This is a genomic window from Cypionkella sinensis (assembly GCF_042646385.1).
Classification (GTDB): Bacteria; Pseudomonadota; Alphaproteobacteria; order Rhodobacterales; family Rhodobacteraceae; genus Cypionkella; species Cypionkella sinensis.
The window spans coordinates 1,784,990-1,803,485 of the sequence record NZ_JBHRTO010000001.1 but is presented as its reverse complement, the minus strand read 5'-3'; the positions used below and the strand labels follow the sequence as shown (position 1 = coordinate 1,803,485).

The 18,496-nt window shown below is 61.9% G+C and carries 17 protein-coding genes; 12 read left to right on the top strand and 5 right to left on the bottom strand.

The window, feature by feature from the left end; genetic code table 11:
• Window positions 1-41 precede the first annotated feature (41 nt).
• From ACFOGH_RS09005 to ACFOGH_RS08985, 5 genes are all read left to right on the top strand, one after another.
• Window positions 42-362, top strand: a complete 321-nt coding sequence (locus tag ACFOGH_RS09005; protein WP_380072734.1) for a DUF3775 domain-containing protein — start codon at window positions 42-44, stop codon at window positions 360-362.
• Between the two features lie 3 nt (window positions 363-365).
• On the top strand, window positions 366-803 hold the full coding sequence (trxC, locus tag ACFOGH_RS09000) for a thioredoxin TrxC (RefSeq protein WP_380072733.1): 438 nt from the start codon (window positions 366-368) through the stop codon (window positions 801-803).
• Between the two features lie 77 nt (window positions 804-880).
• Window positions 881-2,284 carry a sensor histidine kinase gene (locus ACFOGH_RS08995; protein WP_380072732.1) on the top strand — a complete coding sequence of 468 codons (1,404 nt, stop codon included), beginning with the start codon at window positions 881-883 and terminating at the stop codon, window positions 2,282-2,284.
• Window positions 2,281-2,922: a response regulator gene (locus tag ACFOGH_RS08990; protein WP_380072731.1), complete on the top strand. Its 642-nt coding sequence runs from the start codon at window positions 2,281-2,283 to the stop codon at window positions 2,920-2,922. Before ACFOGH_RS08995 ends, ACFOGH_RS08990 begins: the two co-directional genes overlap by 4 nt.
• Before the next feature lie 122 nt (window positions 2,923-3,044).
• Window positions 3,045-3,476, top strand: coding sequence for a hypothetical protein (locus ACFOGH_RS08985; RefSeq protein ID WP_380072730.1), 432 nt, complete (start codon window positions 3,045-3,047; stop codon window positions 3,474-3,476).
• Between the two features lie 580 nt (window positions 3,477-4,056).
• On the opposite strand, the gene rimO is transcribed toward ACFOGH_RS08985, so the two are convergent.
• The 3 genes from rimO to ppk2 form a co-directional block, all read right to left on the bottom strand.
• Complete coding sequence (rimO, locus tag ACFOGH_RS08980; protein ID WP_380072729.1) at window positions 4,057-5,451, bottom strand: 30S ribosomal protein S12 methylthiotransferase RimO; 1,395 nt, start codon at window positions 5,449-5,451, stop codon at window positions 4,057-4,059.
• A gap of 147 nt (window positions 5,452-5,598) precedes the next feature.
• Window positions 5,599-6,279: a DUF421 domain-containing protein gene (locus ACFOGH_RS08975; RefSeq protein ID WP_380072728.1), complete on the bottom strand. Its 681-nt coding sequence runs from the start codon at window positions 6,277-6,279 to the stop codon at window positions 5,599-5,601.
• A 200-nt stretch (window positions 6,280-6,479) separates the two neighbouring features.
• Complete coding sequence (gene ppk2 / locus ACFOGH_RS08970) at window positions 6,480-7,397, bottom strand: polyphosphate kinase 2 (RefSeq protein WP_380072727.1); 918 nt, start codon at window positions 7,395-7,397, stop codon at window positions 6,480-6,482.
• Window positions 7,398-7,539: 142 nt separating this feature from the next.
• Here ppk2 and ACFOGH_RS08965 point away from each other — a divergent pair, with 142 nt between their 5' ends.
• Window positions 7,540-9,534: an AsmA family protein gene (locus ACFOGH_RS08965; RefSeq protein WP_380072726.1), complete on the top strand. Its 1,995-nt coding sequence runs from the start codon at window positions 7,540-7,542 to the stop codon at window positions 9,532-9,534.
• Window positions 9,535-9,635: 101 nt separating this feature from the next.
• Here ACFOGH_RS08965 and ACFOGH_RS08960 read toward each other — a convergent pair whose 3' ends face one another.
• Window positions 9,636-10,268, bottom strand: coding sequence for a GcrA family cell cycle regulator (locus ACFOGH_RS08960; RefSeq protein ID WP_380072725.1), 633 nt, complete (start codon window positions 10,266-10,268; stop codon window positions 9,636-9,638).
• A 146-nt stretch (window positions 10,269-10,414) separates the two neighbouring features.
• Between ACFOGH_RS08960 and ACFOGH_RS08955 the strand changes: the two genes are divergently transcribed.
• The gene (locus ACFOGH_RS08955) at window positions 10,415-10,726 is read left to right on the top strand and encodes a hypothetical protein (protein ID WP_380072724.1); all 312 of its coding nucleotides are present in this window, start codon (window positions 10,415-10,417) and stop codon (window positions 10,724-10,726) included.
• Between the two features lie 76 nt (window positions 10,727-10,802).
• On the opposite strand, the gene ACFOGH_RS08950 is transcribed toward ACFOGH_RS08955, so the two are convergent.
• Window positions 10,803-11,717 carry a nucleoside hydrolase gene (locus ACFOGH_RS08950; RefSeq protein ID WP_380072723.1) on the bottom strand — a complete coding sequence of 305 codons (915 nt, stop codon included), beginning with the start codon at window positions 11,715-11,717 and terminating at the stop codon, window positions 10,803-10,805.
• A 235-nt stretch (window positions 11,718-11,952) separates the two neighbouring features.
• Between ACFOGH_RS08950 and ACFOGH_RS08945 the strand changes: the two genes are divergently transcribed.
• From ACFOGH_RS08945 to ACFOGH_RS08925, 5 genes are all read left to right on the top strand, one after another.
• Complete coding sequence (locus tag ACFOGH_RS08945; RefSeq protein ID WP_380072722.1) at window positions 11,953-13,611, top strand: ABC transporter substrate-binding protein; 1,659 nt, start codon at window positions 11,953-11,955, stop codon at window positions 13,609-13,611.
• Between the two features lie 19 nt (window positions 13,612-13,630).
• Window positions 13,631-14,632 (top strand): ABC transporter permease, encoded by a 1,002-nt coding sequence (locus tag ACFOGH_RS08940; protein WP_380073985.1) that lies wholly within the window; start codon window positions 13,631-13,633, stop codon window positions 14,630-14,632.
• Entirely contained in the window at window positions 14,629-15,477 is an 849-nt protein-coding gene (locus tag ACFOGH_RS08935; protein ID WP_380072721.1) for an ABC transporter permease, read from the top strand. The genes ACFOGH_RS08940 and ACFOGH_RS08935 overlap by 4 nt, the downstream gene beginning before the upstream one ends.
• Window positions 15,470-17,467: a dipeptide ABC transporter ATP-binding protein gene (locus tag ACFOGH_RS08930; RefSeq protein WP_380072720.1), complete on the top strand. Its 1,998-nt coding sequence runs from the start codon at window positions 15,470-15,472 to the stop codon at window positions 17,465-17,467. The genes ACFOGH_RS08935 and ACFOGH_RS08930 overlap by 8 nt, the downstream gene beginning before the upstream one ends.
• 71 nt (window positions 17,468-17,538) lie before the next feature.
• On the top strand, window positions 17,539-18,444 hold the full coding sequence (locus ACFOGH_RS08925) for a LysR substrate-binding domain-containing protein (protein ID WP_380072719.1): 906 nt from the start codon (window positions 17,539-17,541) through the stop codon (window positions 18,442-18,444).
• Window positions 18,445-18,496 lie beyond the last annotated feature (52 nt).

The following is an 18,496-nucleotide window of genomic DNA, read 5'->3' as shown; positions in this document are numbered from 1 at the left end:
AGGCGGCGCGGGCGGTTGTCGATACAGCACAGGAGGCGATGATGTTGGAAATTACCCCGGCGAAAGTGGTGGAAGTGATTTTTCTGTCGCGCGAAACCACCGCTTCGGCCGAAGCCGAACTGCGCGGGCTGTTCGCGGCAATGAATGTGGACGAACGCGCGCATCTGACGGCGTTGGCGTGGGTCGGGCGCGGCACCTATGCGCCCGAGGAATTCGATCAGGCGGTGGTGGTGGCCGAGGTTGAAGCCTCTGCGCCCACGGCAGAATACCTGCTGGGCATGACCGATCTTGCCGAAAACCTTGAGGCCGGGCTGGAGGCCATGGGCATCGACGTGACCGCCGAGGAAGAGGATCTGCTGTAAGCCATGGCGGATGCGGTCAAGCTGAGTTGTGCGACGTGTGGCCAGATGAACCGGGTCGCGCAGGATCGTCTGGCGGCAGGGCCGAAATGCGGGGCTTGCGGTGATCCGCTGGCCGATGGCCGGGTGATCGAGTTTGACGCCCGCGCGCATGACAAGGCCACGCGCAGCGACGATATGGCGCTGCTGGTGGATTACTGGGCGCCGTGGTGCGGGCCGTGCCGGGCGATGGCGCCGGAATTTGTCAAGGCGGCCAAAGCTTTGCAAGGGCGTGCCCGTCTCGCCAAGCTGAACACCGAGGACAATCCGCAAATCGCGCAGCGCACGCGTATCCAAGGCATCCCGGCGCTGGTGCTTTATCGCAAGGGCCGCGAGGTGGCGCGATTGGCGGGCGCGCGGCCTGCCAGTGACATTGTGGCCTTTGTGCAGGGCAATCTGTCTTAGCGGCCTAACCCGAAAATCTGTGCGAAAATCGCTAGGTCTATGCCGCAGCGCATGGTGTATGCTGCCCGGAAAAGCTGATGCGGCTGCGCATCATAACCGGGGTGCGGATGGCGTTTCTTGATTTCTCGGCCTGGTCACGGCTGTCACTGGTGCAGCAATTTGCCTGGGCGGGCGGCGTGGTGATGCTGCTGGCGGCGGGCGTGGGTGGCAAGGTGGTGTCCGACCGGATCGAAGAGGTGGTGGTGCGCAATACCGCCAATGCGACCGCCTTGTATATGGAAAGCTTCATCGCGCCGCTAACGCAGGATCTGGCGCAACGCGCTGATCTGTCAGAGGATTCGCGGCTGCAAATCGGTGCGCTTTTGGCCGAAACCGCGCTGGGCAAGCGGGTGGTCAGCTTCAAGATCTGGCGCGAAGGTGGGTTGGTGGTGGATGCCTCAAACCTTGAAACCGTCGGCCACAGCTTTCCCCCCACGGAAAACCTGAAAAAGGCTTGGGCGGGCGAGGTGCGCGCCGATTTCAACGACACCAAGGACGAGGAAGACGAGGCCGAGCACGCCTTGGGCATCCCGCTGCTCGAAATCTACAGCCCGATCCGCGAGATCAAATCCGGCAAGGTGATCGCGGTGGCCGAGTTTTACGAGGTGGCGACGCAACTCAAGCAAGACCTGATCCGCGCGCGCACGATGGGCTGGCTGACGGTGGCGGGGGCGATGGCGCTGATTGCGGCTGCGATGTTTGCGGTGGTGCTGCGCGGCTCGCGCACCATCGACCGGCAAGTGCGGGCGTTGCAGGATATGGCGGCGGGCAATCTGGCCCTGCGCTTGCGGGTGCAGGGGGCGGCGGCACGCTTTGCCTCGGTGAACGATCAGGCGCTCAGGCGGATCGGGGCCGATCTGCACGATGGCCCGGCGCAACTGATGGGCTTTGCGGCGCTGCGGTTGGATGCGTTGCAGGGGCAGGTCTCGGGCAGGGCCGCCGAAGATTTGTCGGCAGTGCAGCGGGCGGTGAAGGATTCTATCCTGGAAATCCGCAGCATCGCACGCGGGCTTTCCTTGCCCGATATCGAACAGAAATCGCTGGAAGACATCCTGCGCGGCGTGGCCGAGGCGCATACCGCCCGCACCGGCGCGGCAGTGGCCTTGCACCTGCAGCCGGTCAGCGCCCTGCCTGCTGCGGTGAAAATCTGCTGCTATCGTTTCGTGCAAGAGGGCCTGAACAATGCTTGGCACCATGCCGAAGGACAGGGCCAAGAGGTGCGGCTGCGCTTGCATGGCGATCTGCTGGAGGTGCGGGTGCTTGACCGGGGCGCGGGCTTTGCCGAACCGCCCGTGGATGTGCTGCGCGCCGATGGCGGCTTGGGTCTGGCAGGACTTGCCGACCGTGTGGAAAGCCTGGGTGGGCAGATCAGTTTTGCCAACCGCAGCGACGGGCCGGGGGCCGAGTTGCGGATGGAGTTGGATTTGAGGGAAGCGATATGAGCGATATTCGTCTGGTTCTGGCCGATGATCACCCGATCTACCGCGACGGCGTCGCGCGCACGCTTATAGACGCGGGCGGCATTGATGTGGTGGGCCAAGCGCAGGATGGCGAAGGGGCGGCAAAGCTTTGTGCCGAGCTGCAACCCGATCTGGTGCTGCTCGATGTCTCGATGCCCAAGGGCGGCGGTTTGGGTGCGTTGGGGCTGATCATGCAGATGGAAAAGCCGCCCTTGGTGGCGATGCTGACCGCCTCGGAAGACGAGGGCGATCTGATGGCAGCGCTGAAGGCCGGGGCGGCGGGCTATATCCTGAAAGGCGTCGGGGCCAGTGAATTGGTCGAACTGGTGCGCGATCTGGCGGCGGGGCGATCCTATGTCTCACCCGGATTGGCGGGGCGCTTGCTGGTGGCGATGCGTGGCAAACCTGTGGGAGAGCCGAACCCGCTGGCCGATCTGTCGCGGCGTGAAGAGGATATTCTGCGGCTGGTCGCCACCGGGCTTTCCAACAAGGAAGTCGGCCGCAAGCTGGATATTCAGGAAAAAACCGTCAAGCATTACATGACATCGATCCTGCAAAAGCTGCATGTGCGCAACCGGGTCGAGGCCGCTATGCTGGCGCGGGCGCATCTGAAAGGCTGAGATTTCGTCAGACCATGGGCTGATTTTGCCTGCTAATATCGACGGGCCATGGTCCCTGATGTGCGGAGGTGGAGCGGCGTAGATTGGGGTTACGAAGACAACCTCAGCTTATGGAGCTTATCATGTCCCACTTCACCCTGAACAAACTCATCGCCGCCAGCGTGATTGCCCTGTCGCTGACCGCAGGCAGCGCCGCCATGGCGATGGTGCAAGACACCGCCCTGCCGCAATTCACCACCGCTCTGCCGGGGACGCCCGGTGACGACGCTCAGGCAATCTCGCGCCGGGGCCGGGGTGCCGATGACGCCGCCGGCCACACCCGTCGCGGTCGCGGCAAGGATGATGGCGCTGGCCACACGTTTCTGAACGTGCCCGCATCGGGTGAGCAATTCGCCCGTCGTGGCCGTGGTGCCGATGATGGCGCAGGCCATACCCGTCGCGGGCGTGGCAAGGATGATCCGGCGGGCCATGCAGCCCTTCAGCTTCCGGTCGATCCCAGCCTTGAATTCGCCCGTCGCGGGCGTGGCAAGGATGATGCCGTCAACCACGGTTGACCGCATCCGGCGTGTTGCGCGCGGGGGGGCCGTTGCAACACGCCGCACGATTGCTGTGCGTGGCGATTTGGCGAAGGCTAGGCCCGATCCATATTGCCTTGGGGATAAATGGCGAAGGCCATCGCCTTCGCCACGCGATGCAGATGTTGCTGAAACCGCCGGGCCTCAAGGGCCCGGCCAGCGCCCGAGCCGCCGATGGCGGGCGCTTCTCGCCCGCCGGGTCGGGCACTGGCCTCATCGGGTTTATCGCGGCACCGTTTACAGAGAGAAACCGCACAAGTGGGCGGGGAAACGCAGTGCGTTTCCTGTCTCCGCCCACGCGCAGGCGCAGGAATGTCGCAACCGCCGTAACCCGCCAAATTTTGCCAGATGCACGCCCAACCACAACATATTGTGGAAATCGCCGCATACTGGCCTGAAAACCACAAGTCATTCCCAGATGGGAAAGCTTTCGCTCCTGTCGCGATGGGTCAGACGAACCCGCATCAGCCCCAAACCCCGCCCCGCCCCGGACTTGATCCGGGGCCTCTCGCCTTACCGACGAGGCCCCGGATCAAGTCCGGGGCGGCTTTGTAATGGCTTAGACGCGCCGACCCCAAAGATCATATTCGCCAGCTTCTTCCACCGTCACCGTCACCATATCGCCGGGGGCCAGCCCCTCGAAGCCCTCATCGATGAACAGATTGCCGTCGATTTCCGGCGCATCCGCCATGGTGCGGCAGGTCGCACCTTCGTCGTCAACCTCATCAACGATCACCTTCAAGGTGTGGCCAACCTTGGCCTCCAGCTTGGCCTCGGAAATCGCCTGCGCTTTTTCCATGAAGCGATCCCAGCGTTCCTGCTTGACCTCATCGGGCACATGATCCGGCAGATCATTGCTGCGCGCGCCTGCGACGTTTTCGTATTGGAAGCAGCCGACACGGTCCAGTTGCGCCTCGTCCATCCAATCCAGCAGGGTCTGGAACTCGGCCTCGGTCTCACCCGGATAGCCGACGATGAAGGTCGAGCGCAGGGTGATATCCGGGCAAACACTGCGCCAAGCCGCGATTTCATCCAGCGTTTTCGCCGCCGCCGCTGGCCGGGCCATGCGTTTCAGCACACCGGGGTCAGCATGTTGGAACGGAATGTCGAGATAGGGCAGGATCAGCCCCTCGGCCATCAGCGGGATCAGTTGGCGCACATGCGGATAGGGATAGACATAGTGCAGGCGGACCCAAGGCTTCACCTCGCCGCCGATCTGTCCCATGGCGCGGGCAAGGTCGGTGATATGGGCGCGCACTTCGCCACCCTTCCAGGGCGACAGGTCATGCTTGCGATCCACCCCGTAGGCCGAGGTATCCTGAGAGATCACCAGCAACTCGCGCACACCGTTCTCAACAAGCTTTTCCGCCTCACGCAGCACGGCATGGGCGGGGCGGCTTTGCAGCAGGCCGCGCATGTCGGGGATGATGCAGAACTTGCATTTGTGGTTACAGCCCTCGGAAATCTTCAGATAGCTGTAGTGGCGCGGGGTCAGGGAAACCGCTGAAGCGGGCAGCAGATCAATGAACGGATCGGGCTTGGCAGGCACTGCCTTGTGCACGGCATCCAGCACGGATTCGTATTGATGCGGGCCGGTGACGGCCAGAACCTTGGGATGCGCGCCGGTGATGTATTCGGGCTCGGCCCCAAGACAGCCGGTGACGATGACACGGCCGTTTTCCTGCAACGCCTCGCCAATCGCCTCCAGCGATTCCGCCTTGGCGCTGTCGAGGAAGCCACAGGTGTTGACGATCACCGCATCGGCGCCCTTGTAATCGGGGGAAATCGCATATCCCTCCGCGCGCAGCCGGGTGAGGATGCGTTCGCTATCCACCAGCGCCTTGGGGCAGCCAAGAGAGACCATGCCGATGGTCGGCTGGCCGGGGCGGACGGGCTCGCTGAAGCTGGGCTTCGGGGCAAGGTCTGGGCGGAGGTTGGGCGGATTTTGCGACATGCAACGCGGTATACAGGCAAACGCCGGGTGGCGGTAGGGGGGTGTCTGCGCCGAAAAGGGGGCGGTTTGGGGCAGGGCAGAAGGCTTTGATCACGATGGAGCGGTAGCTTTAGCGACCGCTTTGCAGTGCCCCCGCAGCCTTGTGCGTCATTGCCAAACCGGTGCCATCTGCGCCGCGATGCGGGTGCGCCCACCACAGGCGCCACACTCGGCATGAAAGGACGCCACCGTGCCGCAATTGTTGCAGCACAGGTCGGGGCGGTCTTTTGTTACTACGGCTTGGCTTTCCACCGGGGGCACGATCGGCAACCCCATCACCGGCGTTTTCAGGGGAAAGATCGACACCTGACCAGAAGGCTCCAGAAACACATGCTTGACCGAGCCAAGGTTTTGCACGCCCCGCAAACGCAGCAACTCCATCAATTCCAGACTGCCCAATTTGCGCGCGCGCAGGCCCGAACACAGGATAACGCCATCACGCAGTACCTCTGTCGGATGCCCGTCGATCACGGTTTTGGCGGTGTGATAGCGCCGGATGGCGAGATTAACCGCCTTGTCCAGCAGCACCACCGTCAGGATCACCAACATCGCATGAAGCAGCGGCACATCCGGATACACAATCGAATCGCCAACCGCAGAACCAAGCGCGATCACCAACAAAAATTCGACCAACGAAAGTTGCGAAAGGCTTCGCCCGCCAACCCAACGCAGCAGAAGCATCGTCCACAGCCAGATCACACCGATGCGGAACAGGATTTCCAGCAGGAACAAGGGTGGCTCATCGCCCATGAAGATGCGGTGCCAATCGAATGCGACAATGGTGTCCATACCTGCTCCGGTTTGCGATGTCTGAGACTAACCCGTCAGCGGCGTGATCAGTTCCGCATGTCCGATCTGGCGGTGGGGTTGGCAGGTTTGGCGGCGACGGCCTTTGACACTGCGAGACATGAACCGGGAAATCCGCCCTCACATGCCTCTGCCATGAGGCCCCGGATCAGGTCCGGGGCGGCTTGGGAGTGGGGGATGGGTCAGTACTTCCCCGGCACATACAGTTCCGGCGGCAGCACCGCCCGTTCATAGTTCGGGTTGAACACGCGGTTGGGCAGCTTCACTTCGTCGTGCGGGACGGGCTCATACGGGAATTGCGCAAGCAGGTGGTCGATGCAATTCAGGCGGGCGCGTTTCTTGTCGTTGCCTTCGACGATATACCACGGCGCTTCGGGGATGTTGGTGCGGGCCATCATCTCTTCTTTCGCCTTGGTGTAATCCTCCCACCGCACGCGCGATTGCAGGTCCATCGGCGAGAGTTTCCATTGCTTCATCGGGTCGTGGATGCGCATCAAGAAGCGCATCTGCTGTTCTTCATCGGTGATTGAGAACCAGTATTTGATCACGGTGATGCCCGAGCGCACCAGCATCCGTTCAAATTCCGGCACGTCATGGAAGAATTGCTCGACCTGATCCTCATCGGCAAAGCCCATCACCCGCTCGACCCCGGCGCGGTTATACCAACTGCGGTCGAACAGCACGATTTCGCCGCCAGCGGGCAGGTGAGGGACATAGCGTTGGAAATACCACTGGGTTTTCTCACGGTCCGAGGGCGCGGGCAGCGCCACGACGCGGACCACGCGCGGGTTCAGGCGCTGGCTGATGCGCTTGATCACGCCGCCTTTGCCAGCCGAGTCGCGGCCCTCGAACAGCACGACGACCTTTTTCTTGTGATAAGACACCCAGTCTTGCAGCTTGATCAGCTCGGATTGCAGCCGGATCAGTGATTGGAAATAGACGTGGCGGTCGATGCCATCGGGGTGCTTGTCTTTGTAAATCTTGGAGATTTCCAACGAAAGCTGGGCGTCTTCCATCTCAAGCTCGTATTGTTCGTCAAACGCGTCGGCGAGTTCGGCTTCCAGCCAGTCAAGCGCTTGCGGGGATGGCGTATCGGTCATGCTGGCCTCCAGTTTCTGTGGCGGTAAATCAGGCGATTGTAACAGCGCCGTGACGGGCGGAGTGTTGCCAATCGGGGGACAGTGACTTGTGCACCTGCGGCTTGCGCGTAGAATCGCCGAAACGGTTGGTGTGAGGGTCAAGATGCGTTGGATCATTCGTTCGGCTATCGCGCTGGTTTTGCTGGTGATCGTGCTGGCAGGGTCGGTGTTTCTGATCCCGGCCGAGAAGGTCGCGGCGATTGCGGTGGCGAAGTTCAACACGCTGACTGGGCGCGAGTTGACGATCTCAGGCTCGGTGCGGCCAACGATCTGGCCGCAACTGGGGGTCACGACGGGGCCGATCTCGGTTTCCAATGCCGAATGGTCGCAAGAGGGGCCGATGGTGCAGGCCGAGGGGCTGTCGATTGCGGTCGATCTGGCGGCCCTGATTGCGGGCAATGTGAAGATCACGGGCATCGAGGCGATCAACCCCAAGATCGTGCTGGAGCGTTCGGCCAAGGGCGCAGAAAACTGGGTGTTTGGCGGTGGTGGCGCGGGAGGCACGGTGTCGGCTGCGACGCCGGGGGTGGGGCAGCCATTCACGCTGGACAAGGCGCAGGTTTCGGGTGGCGCGGTGGTGTTCGCCGATCATCGCGCGGGCACAAGGGTAGAACTGAGCGGGATCGCGGCCACAGTCGCGATCCCGGATTACACCGGGCCTGCGACGCTGGATATGGCGGCGGTGATGAACGGGCAGTCGTTTCGGCTGAACGGGAATGTCGGGCGGTTTCAGGAATTTCTGGACGGTGCGCTGGTGGACGGCGATTTCGACCTTACGGCGGGCGATGCCACGGCGCAGTTCAACGGCCAGCTTTCGACCGCGCCCGAAGCGGTGGGTGATCTGACGGCCGATCTGGGCGATCTGGCGGCGGTTTCGGCCTTTGCCGGGATGGCGCCGCCGAAACTGCCCAGCGGATTGGGTGCAAAGACGGTGAAGGTGACGGGCGGGGTGACGCTGACCACCGCCGGATCGCTGCATCTGCGCGGCGGCGATGTGGTGCTGGATGGCAACCGTGTGACCATGGATGCCGATCTGACAACCGCGGGGGATCGGCCCAAGCTTTCGGCCAAGGTTGTGGCCGGGGCGCTGGATCTGGCCGGGGTGTCGGGTGGGCAGGGCGGTGGCGCGGGGGGCGGTGCGCAGGCGGCGGGCTGGCCCACCGACAAGATTGATGTCAGCGCATTGGCGGCGATGGATGCGGTGGTGTCTCTGTCGGCGGATAGCCTTGATCTGGGCATGGTGAAATTCGGCCCGTCGCAGATCGTGCTGACCAATGACCGCGCCCGGTTGGTGACGGAATTGCGCAAGGTGTCGGCTTATGAGGGCGTGATCTCGGGGCAGTTTGTGGTCAATGGCCGCAAGGGGTTGTCGGTGGGCGGCGATCTGTCGTTTGCGGGCATGGCGTTGCAACCGCTGCTGGCGGATTTCGGTGGCTATAAGCGGCTGGTCGGCACTGGCGATTTGCGGGTAAAGTTTCTGGGATCGGGGGCTTCGGTGGATGCGATCATGCAATCGCTGTCGGGGTCGGGGTCGCTGGCTTTGAGCAATGGCGAGATTCTGGGCTTGGATATCGCGGGGATGCTGCGGACGCTGGATACCTCTTACGTGGGCGAGGGGCAAAAGACGATTTTTGACAGTCTGGGCGGCAGTTTCACCATGGCGGGTGGCGTGCTGCGCAATGACGATCTGCTGTTGAAATCGCCCTATATCACCGCCACCGGGGCAGGTTATGTCGGTGTGGGCGGGCGCAATCTCGAGTATCGCATCAAGGCCACGGCCTTGGCCGATGACACCGGGGCAGGCGGGCTGACCGCGCCGCTGCTGATCAAGGGATCGTGGGCGAACCCGAAATTCTCGCTGGATTTGCAGGCACTGGCCGATGAAAAGCTGGCCGAGCAGAAGGCGGCGCTGGAAGCACAGGCCGAGGCCAAACGCGCAGAGTTGGAAGCTCAGGCCAAGGCCAAGCTGGAGGCCGAATTGGGCGTGGTGCAGCAGGATGGTGAAAGCCTCGAAGATGCAGCCCGGCGGCGGATGAACGAGGCGGTGGACGAGGGCGCGCAGGAGGCGCTGAAAAAGCTGCTGGGCGGGGGGAATTGAGCCATATGGTGCGTGGAACCACGCACCCTACCGGTGGCTTTGACATGCAAAAGGCGCGCGGGTAACGCGCGCCTTTTGTGGCTTGGTGATTTCAGTCCGCCTTAGCGGCGACGGTCGCGGCGGGCCGACATCGGCTGGAATGCAACCCCGACATGCGCCTCGCAATAGGGTTTGCCGGGAACGGACGGCAGGCCGCAGAACCAGAAATCTTCGGTCGCGGGGTCGCCGATCGGCCATTTGCAGGTGCGCTCGGTCAATTCCATCAAGGTCAGCCGTTTGGCCCGCTTTTCGACCTCGCGCACCGAAGCCAGCGCCTCGGGGCTGATTTCATTGGCGGAAGGCTGCGGCGGCAGCGGTTGGCCTGCGGGAATGATCGCCTTGCGCATCGGGATCGGCAAAGCGGTGACATTGGCGGCTGGCGCTGCGGGGGCAGGGCGCGGCTCGGGCGCTGGGGCGCGTTCCGGCGCTGCGGCACGCGGCGGTGCCTCGGCGGCCACGGGCTTTGGCGCAGGTTCGGGGCGCGGCGGGGCGGCGGGCGCGGGTTGCGCTGCGACCTCGGGCTCGTCCCCTTCGACAGCCCCACCACCGACGCGGTTCGACAGGCCAAGGCGATGCACCTTGCCGATCACCGCATTGCGGGTGACGCCGCCCAGTTCCTTGGCGATCTGGCTGGCAGACTGGCCCTCGGCCCACATTTTCTTGAGCGTCTCGACGCGCTCGTCGGTCCAGGACATGGCGAACTCCGGTTCAGGGGGCGATGGATCGCCCGAGGGCGTCGCTGTGCAGCAAGCCCTATTCTAATCTTGAGTGCAGGGGATACAAGGCGGGCGCGGCAATATCAAGGGTTGCGTGATTCGGTTTCGCGCAGAGGAGAGTGGTCATGCATGATTTTCGCGAACAGCGCGCGGATACGTTTGAAACCTTCGCCAAGGTCGGGCGCGGCGTGAAGCTGCCGAAGACAGCGGTGGTGGTCTATGAATTCGTCGCAGAAGAGGTCGATACCGCTTGGGCTGCGGCAGAAAAGGCGCTGCGGGCGAAGGGTTTCAAGACCAGCCATTCGGGCGATGTGCTGCAAGCCCGCATCGGGCCGATTGCGATTGACGCCGAGACGGTCTGGCAATGGGAGCGCCTTGCCACCGAAATCGTGCTGCCGTTCCAGTTTGAACCCGACGGCTGGGAGTTGGACGACTGAGCCGCCGCAAGGCTTTTGCCATAGACCTCCAGACCTCGCCGAGCTGCTGAATGCGCCGATTAAAGTTGATCTAGCGTTAGCCAGTCTGCCCCTTCAACTGCGCGAGCCTGACGAGCAGCGTATCAAACAACCTGTCTTGGTCGACTTTGGTCATCACCAGGCAGTTGCCGTCTGGGTCGGGCTGCGCGATGGACCGGCCAAATTGCGGCCCGGTTTCGGTGACAACGCTGACACGGCTTTGCAGGCCTGAAAACAATGACGGCGCAATCAACCAGGCGATGACGCAGGGGTCATGCAGGTGCTGATCCCCTTGGCGGTATGTGCGCAATAGCCGTGCCGCGATCTGCGAGCATGGGTTCTGTTGCAGAGACAGGCAGGTTAGATGCTTGTCTTCGATCCGGGTCTGTTGCGTCACATCCAGACCAAACATCACCAACTGCGCCCCCGATTGCAGCACGATTTCCGCGGCGTGAGGGTCGACCATGAAATTGAACTCGGCGAAATCATTCATATTGCCGGGGCAATATGCTGCCCCACCCATAAAGACGACAGAGTGCATTTTGCGCGCCAGTTGCGGATCAAACAGCAGGGCGACGGCCACATTGGTCAGCGGACCGATGGCGCAAAGCACAACCTCTCCGGGGTATTTCTCGGCCTGTTGCCGGATGAAATCGACCGCATGGATGGGGTTCTGGGGGAAATCGACGAGCAGCGGCAGGTCAATATCGCCCAAGCCATCAGCGCCATGCACCGAGGCCGCCAGATCAGCGGGTGCAAGGATCGGACGAGCGATGCCACGCAGCACCGGAATATCCAGCCGACCCGCGGCTGCACATATCCGCTGGGCGTTGCGATAGGTCTTGTCCAGCGCGACATTGCCTTTGACACAGGTGATGCCCAGCACCTCAATATCGTCACGTGCGGCCAAGGCGAGGAAGATTGCCAGCGCATCATCAATGCCCGGATCGCAATCAATAATGATCTTTTGCACAATGCGGCCTCTCTGGTGATCCGGTTTGGCGGGAAAGCATCTGCGCCAGTTTCGATAGTTTTCGGCGTAGCGAAAGGGCAGATACCCCGCGGCAGGCTTATATTTTCTAAGTCAGGCTAAGATTTTGCCAACTTGTCGAAGCCAGCGTCTTTGGCGACCTTTGTTTACCCGATCCCACCCGCATTGCGCAAAGCCACATCAGATGGCGCTTATCCCAACAGCCGGAGAGACAGATATGACGATCAACCATAAACTGCTGGACGTTTTGCGCCGTGGGCGGACTGCGCACGAGAACCATCTGGTCGATGGGCTGGTGCGCGGCGCGGTCAGCCGTCGCGAGTTTCTGCGCTATGGCTCGGTTCTGGGCCTGTCTGCACCGTTGTTGGGCGGGATCGCGGGGGCGGTTGGCTATGGCCTGAACCCGGTTGCTGCGCGCGCGGGCACGCCCGGCGGCACCATTCGCTTTGGCCAGATTGTGCCGGCAGGCGCGATCAATCCGGTGACGATTGCCGATGCGGGCGGGGTGACGGTGCTGTCGCAATTTGCCGAGGCGCTGGTGCTGTCGGCGCCCGATCTGTCGGCGGTGCCGCTTTTGGCTGAAAGCTGGGCCCCGAACGACGATGGCACGGTCTGGACGTTCAAGCTGCGTCAGAACGTCAAATTTCATAATGGCAAGGTGATGACGGCGGATGATGTCGTGGCCACGTTTGATCGGTTGTCTGATCCAGCGGTTGGCTCGAACGCGTTGTCGGCGCTGTCTGGGATATTGTCGAAGGGCGGCACCCGGAAGGTCGATGATTACACGGTGGCATTTCATCTGGACGCTGCGAATGGCAATTTCCCCTATGCGGTGTCGACCGACAACTACAACGCGGTCATCGTGCCAGCCGAGATGCCCGAGGATTTCGAGGCGACGATGATCGGCACGGGACCGTTCAAGCTGGAAAAATACACCTCCAAAGTTGGCGCATCGTTCGTGCGCAATCCGGATTATTGGGGGGCGGCTGCCCTGCCGGACCGGATCGAGATTACTTTTTACGATGACTATCAGCCGCAGATTCTGGCGCTTCAGGCGGGCGAGATTGACCTGATTCAGCAGGTTCCGGTCCTGCAATCCATGGGGTTGCTGGCTGATCCGAACTTCAGCATCCTCAGCACGCGGTCTTCGGCGCATCATCAGGTGCATATGCGCACCGATGCCGAACCCTTCAAAGACAAACGGGTGCGCCGGGCGATTGCCTTGTGTCTGGACAGGCCGAAATTCGTGCAAGGCTTGCTGCGTGGTCAGGCGCAGATTGGCAATGACAGCCCGTTCATGCCTGCCTACCCTTCAACCGACACCAGCGTCGCTCAGCGCGAGATGAACATCGCCGAGGCCAAGGATTTGATGGAAGCCGCAGGCATGGCGGATGGTTTCAAGACGACGCTGACCACCGAGAAATATCTGGAGATCCCGGACTATGCGGTGTTGATCCAGAATGCCGTCAAGGAAATCGGCGGCGATATTGCGCTGAACATCATGGATCAGGGCGCGTATTATGGCGATGCGGTGCCGGGCAAATCGCCTTGGCTTGATTCCGAGATGGGGATCACCGATTACGGCCACCGCGGCGTGCCGAATGTGTTTTTGCAAGCACCACTTACCAGCACAGGCACTTGGAACTCGGCGCATTTCGCCAACAGCGACTATGACACCTTGGTCAGGGGTTATGTCGCCGCGCTGGATCTGGAGGCGCAGCGTGCGGCGGCGGGCAAGATACAGAACCTGCTGCTGGACGAAACCCCGGTGATCTTCTCGTACTTCTACGACTTCCTCACCGTGACAAAAGCCGGGGCCACGGGGGTTGTGGCGACCGCGATGGGTCATATCATGCTGGCGCAAGCAAGCGTGTAAGCCTTGATGCAGGGCGCAGATCACCTGCGGCCTGCCTCTCACCCTTGACCGATCCGGGAGAGCCGCGATTTCCAGATTTATCCTCAAGCGCAGCCTGCTGGCGCTGCTGACACTGTGGCTTTTGAGCGTGCTGATCTTTGCGGGCGGGCATCTGCTGCCCGGCAATGTCGGGCGGGCCATGCTAGGGCCGTTTGCCGATCAGGCGGCGGTGGATGTGTTGAACCATGAGATGGGCACAGATCGCCCCTTGCTGGTGCAATACGGGGATTGGATGGCGGGCTTTGTGACCGGCGATCTGGGCATGTCCTATGCCTATCGCTCGCCCGTGGCCGACTTTCTGGGCACAGCGCTGCTGAATTCGGCAAAGCTTGCCATTGTGGCTTTTGCCTTGGTGGTGCCGTTGGGAATCTTCGGCGGCGTTGTGGCGGCACTGTATCGCGGACGCCCAGCGGACCGCATCTTGTCGGTGTTCGGCCTTTCGGCGACGGTGGTGCCCGAATTTGTCTCGGGCATCTTGTTGATCCTGATTTTCGGCGTCTGGCTGCGCTGGTTTCCGATCTCGGCCACGTGGGACGATGGCGCGGGGCCGCTGACGCAGCTTTACCATTTGATCCTGCCCGCGATCCCGCTTGTGCTGATCTTGTTTGGTTACATCGCCCGTATGGCGCGGGCCGGGATGATTGAGGCGTTGGACGCCGATTATACCCGCACCGCCGTGCTGAAGGGGCTGAGCTACCCACAAGTGATCTGGCGGCATGTGTTGCGCAACGCCTTGTTGCCGACGATCAGCGTCATTGCCACCCAAACCGTCTATCTGATTGGCGGGTTGGTGGTGGTCGAAATCCTGTTTCACTATCAGGGCATTGGCAGCCTGATCTACACCGCTGCCAAGAAAAAGGATTTCCCGATGTTACAAGCCGGCGTGATGGCGATTGGGGCCTTGTTTGCGCTGACCACTTTGCTGGCCGATCTGCTTTACGCCCGGCTGAACCCTCGTATCCGCTTTGGAGGCCGGGAATGAGCGATCAATCCGCAATCCTCGGCTGGCGCGGCGACCTGCGTCGGCTGTCGCGCTCGCTCAGTTTTGATATTGGCGTGGTGATCGTGCTGTTCTGGATCGCCTGCGCGCTGTTTGGCCCGCACCTGGTGCCCTATGATCCTTTTGCCGATGATCTGCTGAATTCCTTGATGCCACCATCGTCCGAGCATTGGTTCGGCACTGATCAACTGGGCCGCGATGTGTTCTCGCGTGTGATCGTGGGCGCGCGTGATATTCTGACGGTGGCTCCGATTGCGACTGCGCTGAGCACGCTGCTTGGCACTGCGCTGGGCCTGACCATGGGATATTTCAGCGGTGTGATAGACGAAACGCTGAGCCGCATCGTGGATGCCGTGCTGGCGCTGCCGACGGTGATCGTGGCGCTGCTGGCGCTGACGGCGCTTGGCACGTCGACCATCACGGTTATGGTGGTTATTGCGTTCAGCTTTGCCCCGGTTATTGCGCGCACCGTGCGCAGTGCTGTTTTGGCCGAGCGCGGTTTTGACTATGTTGCTGCCGCTGAACTGCGCCGCGAGGACACGTTTTACATCCTGTTCGTCGAGATCCTGCCCAATGTGCTGCCGCCCATTCTTGTCGAGGCCACTGTGCGGCTGGGCTATGCAATTTTCACCGTCGCCACGCTCAGCTTTATCGGCTTTGGCATTCAACCGCCGTCGCCGGATTGGGGTCTGTCGATTTCATCAAATTACGGGCTGATCGGCGGCGGCTTCTGGTGGACAGTGGTGTTTGACGGCGCAGCGATTGCCTCGCTGATCATCGGTATCAACCTGATCGCCGATGGGATTGAGAGCCTGCGCCATGACTGACGCCACCCCCGCACTGCAATTTGAAAATCTGTCCGTCGCCTACCGGGTCAAAGGCGTGTCGCGCTTGGTATTGGCGGGCATCAGTTTGGAAATCCGCAAGGGCGAGGCCTATGGCCTTGTCGGCGAATCCGGTTGCGGCAAATCGACGGCGGCCTTTGCCGCTTTGCGCTATTTGCCGCGCAATGGCGCGGTCACTGCGGGCCGTATTCTGATTGACGGTCAGGACATTGGCCAGATGGCGGCGCCCGCGCTGCGCCGCTTGCGCAGACAATCGGTCGCCATGGTTTATCAAGACCCCGGCAAAGCGCTGAACCCCTCACTTACCATCGGGCGGCAGGTGCAAGAGGTGTTCGAATTGGCAGGCGTGCCGCGTGCCGATTGGGCGGCGCGAACGGTTGAAATCCTGGCCAAGGTGCAGATCAGCGACCCACAGCGGGTGATGGAGCGTTATCCGCATCAGCTTTCGGGGGGGATGCAGCAAAGGGTTGCGATTGCGATGGCGATTGCCAGCAATCCGACGCTGCTGGTGCTGGACGAGCCCACCACTGGCCTTGATGCGACGGTCGAGGCCGAGGTGTTGGATCTGATCCAGCATCTGCGGCGGGAACTTTCCACCGCAATCCTGTTCATCAGCCATAACCTCGCGGTCATCGCCCGGATGTGTGACCGGGTGGGGGTGCTGTACGCGGGCCGTCTGGTCGAAGAGGCCGCAACCGCGCAGATTTTCAACGCGCCGCAGCATCCCTATACGGCGGGGCTGTTGTCTTGTTTGCCACAGGCGGGGCGCAGCAAGGATCAGGCTCCGCTGGCGACGATCCCGGGCTTTTTGCCGGTGCCGGGTGAGGTGACGCGCGGTTGCATCTTTGCGCCGCGCTGTGCGGTGGCGGATGATCTGTGCCGCTCAACCGAGCCTGCGCGGCACGTCAACGACGGACACGCCAGCAAGTGCCACTACCCCGAACGCGCCGCGGCTTTGCCAATTGTTGCCAGAGTGGGCGGGCCGCTGCGCGATACTGCGCCCGCGGGGCCAGTATTGCACATCGAAAATCTGTCGAAAAGTTTTGGCGACGGCCCTGAACGTCAACGCGTGCTGCGCGATATCGGAATCGAACTGCGCAAGGGCGAGACTTTGGGGCTTGTCGGTGAATCCGGCAGCGGCAAGACCACGCTCGCGCGGTGTCTGTTGGGCCTGTTGCAACCCGACAAAGGCAGCGAGTTGAAGTTTGCGGGCGCGCGCCTTGCTGGCCGCACGTCACAGCGCAGCAGGGATCAGGTCAAATCCATCCAGATCGTGTTTCAGAACCCCGATTCCGCGCTGAACCGCTCGCACACCGTGCGGCGGATGTTAGAGCGCACGATTTCTCTGTTGGTCGGGTTGAAAGGGGCAGCGCGTGAGGCGCGCGTGCAGGCATTGACCCAAGGTGTGCGGCTGACCGAGCGTCACCTTTCGTCGATGCCGCGCCAGCTTTCTGGCGGCTTGAAGCAGCGTGTTGCCATTGCGCGCGCTTTTGCCAGCGATCCACAGGTGCTGATCTGCGACGAGCCAACCTCGGCGCTGGATGTTTCGGTGCAGGCGGCGATCCTGAATTTGCTGGCAGAACTGCAGGCCGAGACGCAGGTTAGCTATATCCTGATCTCGCATGATCTTGGGGTGGTGCGGTATCTGTCCGACCGGATAGCTGTAATGTATCTGGGGCAAATCCTGGAAATTGGCCCTGCCGAGGCGGTGTTTTCCGGCCCGCATCATCCTTATACGGCCGCTTTGCTGTCGTCGGCACCCGAGCTTGGTGCGGCCTCGGCCGAGCGTGTCAGGCTGGTGGGGGCGTTGCCGACCACGGCGCAGCGCCCAACCGGCTGCGTCTTCCACACCCGCTGCCCGCAAAGCATTCCGGGTCTGTGCAACAGCAAAGCCCCGCCACAGATTGCTTTAGCGGCTGGCCATGTGATCGACTGCCACTTGCCCATTGACGCACTGCCTGTGCGCAGATGAGCCTGCCAGCGGGATTCCCCAGGGGGCGGAAAACTGATAGGCTTGGCACGCCCCAGCCCGAGAAAGCGCCGATGCCCCTGACCCTGCCTCCGCTGAACGCCCTGCGCGCCTTTGAAGCGGCGGCACGGACGGGCAGCTATGTTGCTGCGGCAGAGGAGCTTGGCGTTTCGGCGGCGGCGATCAGCCAGCAGATCCGCAAACTGGAGGATTATCTCGGCAAGCAGATGTTCATGCGAATGAACAACCGCGTGGTGCTGACGGACGCGGGCCATGCCATCCGGGAAGGCACTGCTGCGGCATTGCAGATGATCTCGGATTCCACCGAGCAACTTGTTTCAGATCGCTCGCGCTCGCGGCTGGTGATCAGCACCATCGAATCTGTAGCCGAGAAATGGCTGATCTCGCGCCTTGCGAGTTATTCCCACGCGCATCCCGACTTTCGGTTTGAGTTGCGGGTAGAGCCTGACCCGGCTGATTTCTCGCGCCATAACATCGACTTGCGCTTGGGTTATGACCCCGTTCAATACCCAGAACACGGGATCGTTCTGCTAGAGCAAGACGTGGTCTTGCCGTTGTGTAGCCCGGCTTACCTGGCGCGCAATCCGGCGGCGATGGGTATGGCAGCTGTGCCTGAAGACGATCTGTTGCACACCAGTTGGGGCAGCAATTTCGGCTCGCATCCAACTTGGCACGGCTGGTTCGTGAAGGCGGGACTGAAGCCGCCATCGGATTCCAAGGGATTTCAGATTGGGCGTTCAAGCCTTGTGCTGGATCTGGCGCGGGAAGGTCTGGGCGTGGCTTTGGGGCAGCGCATGATGGCGCTGGATGATCTTGCCTCTGGCAGGCTGGTGGCGCTTTCGGAGATCAGCATTGCCTTGGGGTATCCCTATTGTTTGGCCTATCCACGTGCGAAGTCTCGCAAGCGGCATTTGCTGGCCTTGGCCAACTGGCTATCCGCTGGGCCAGTGCTTGGCTAAGTTATTCTAAACTTCGCTAATATTTCAGGCGGTTGTGCATCGTATTTTGGCA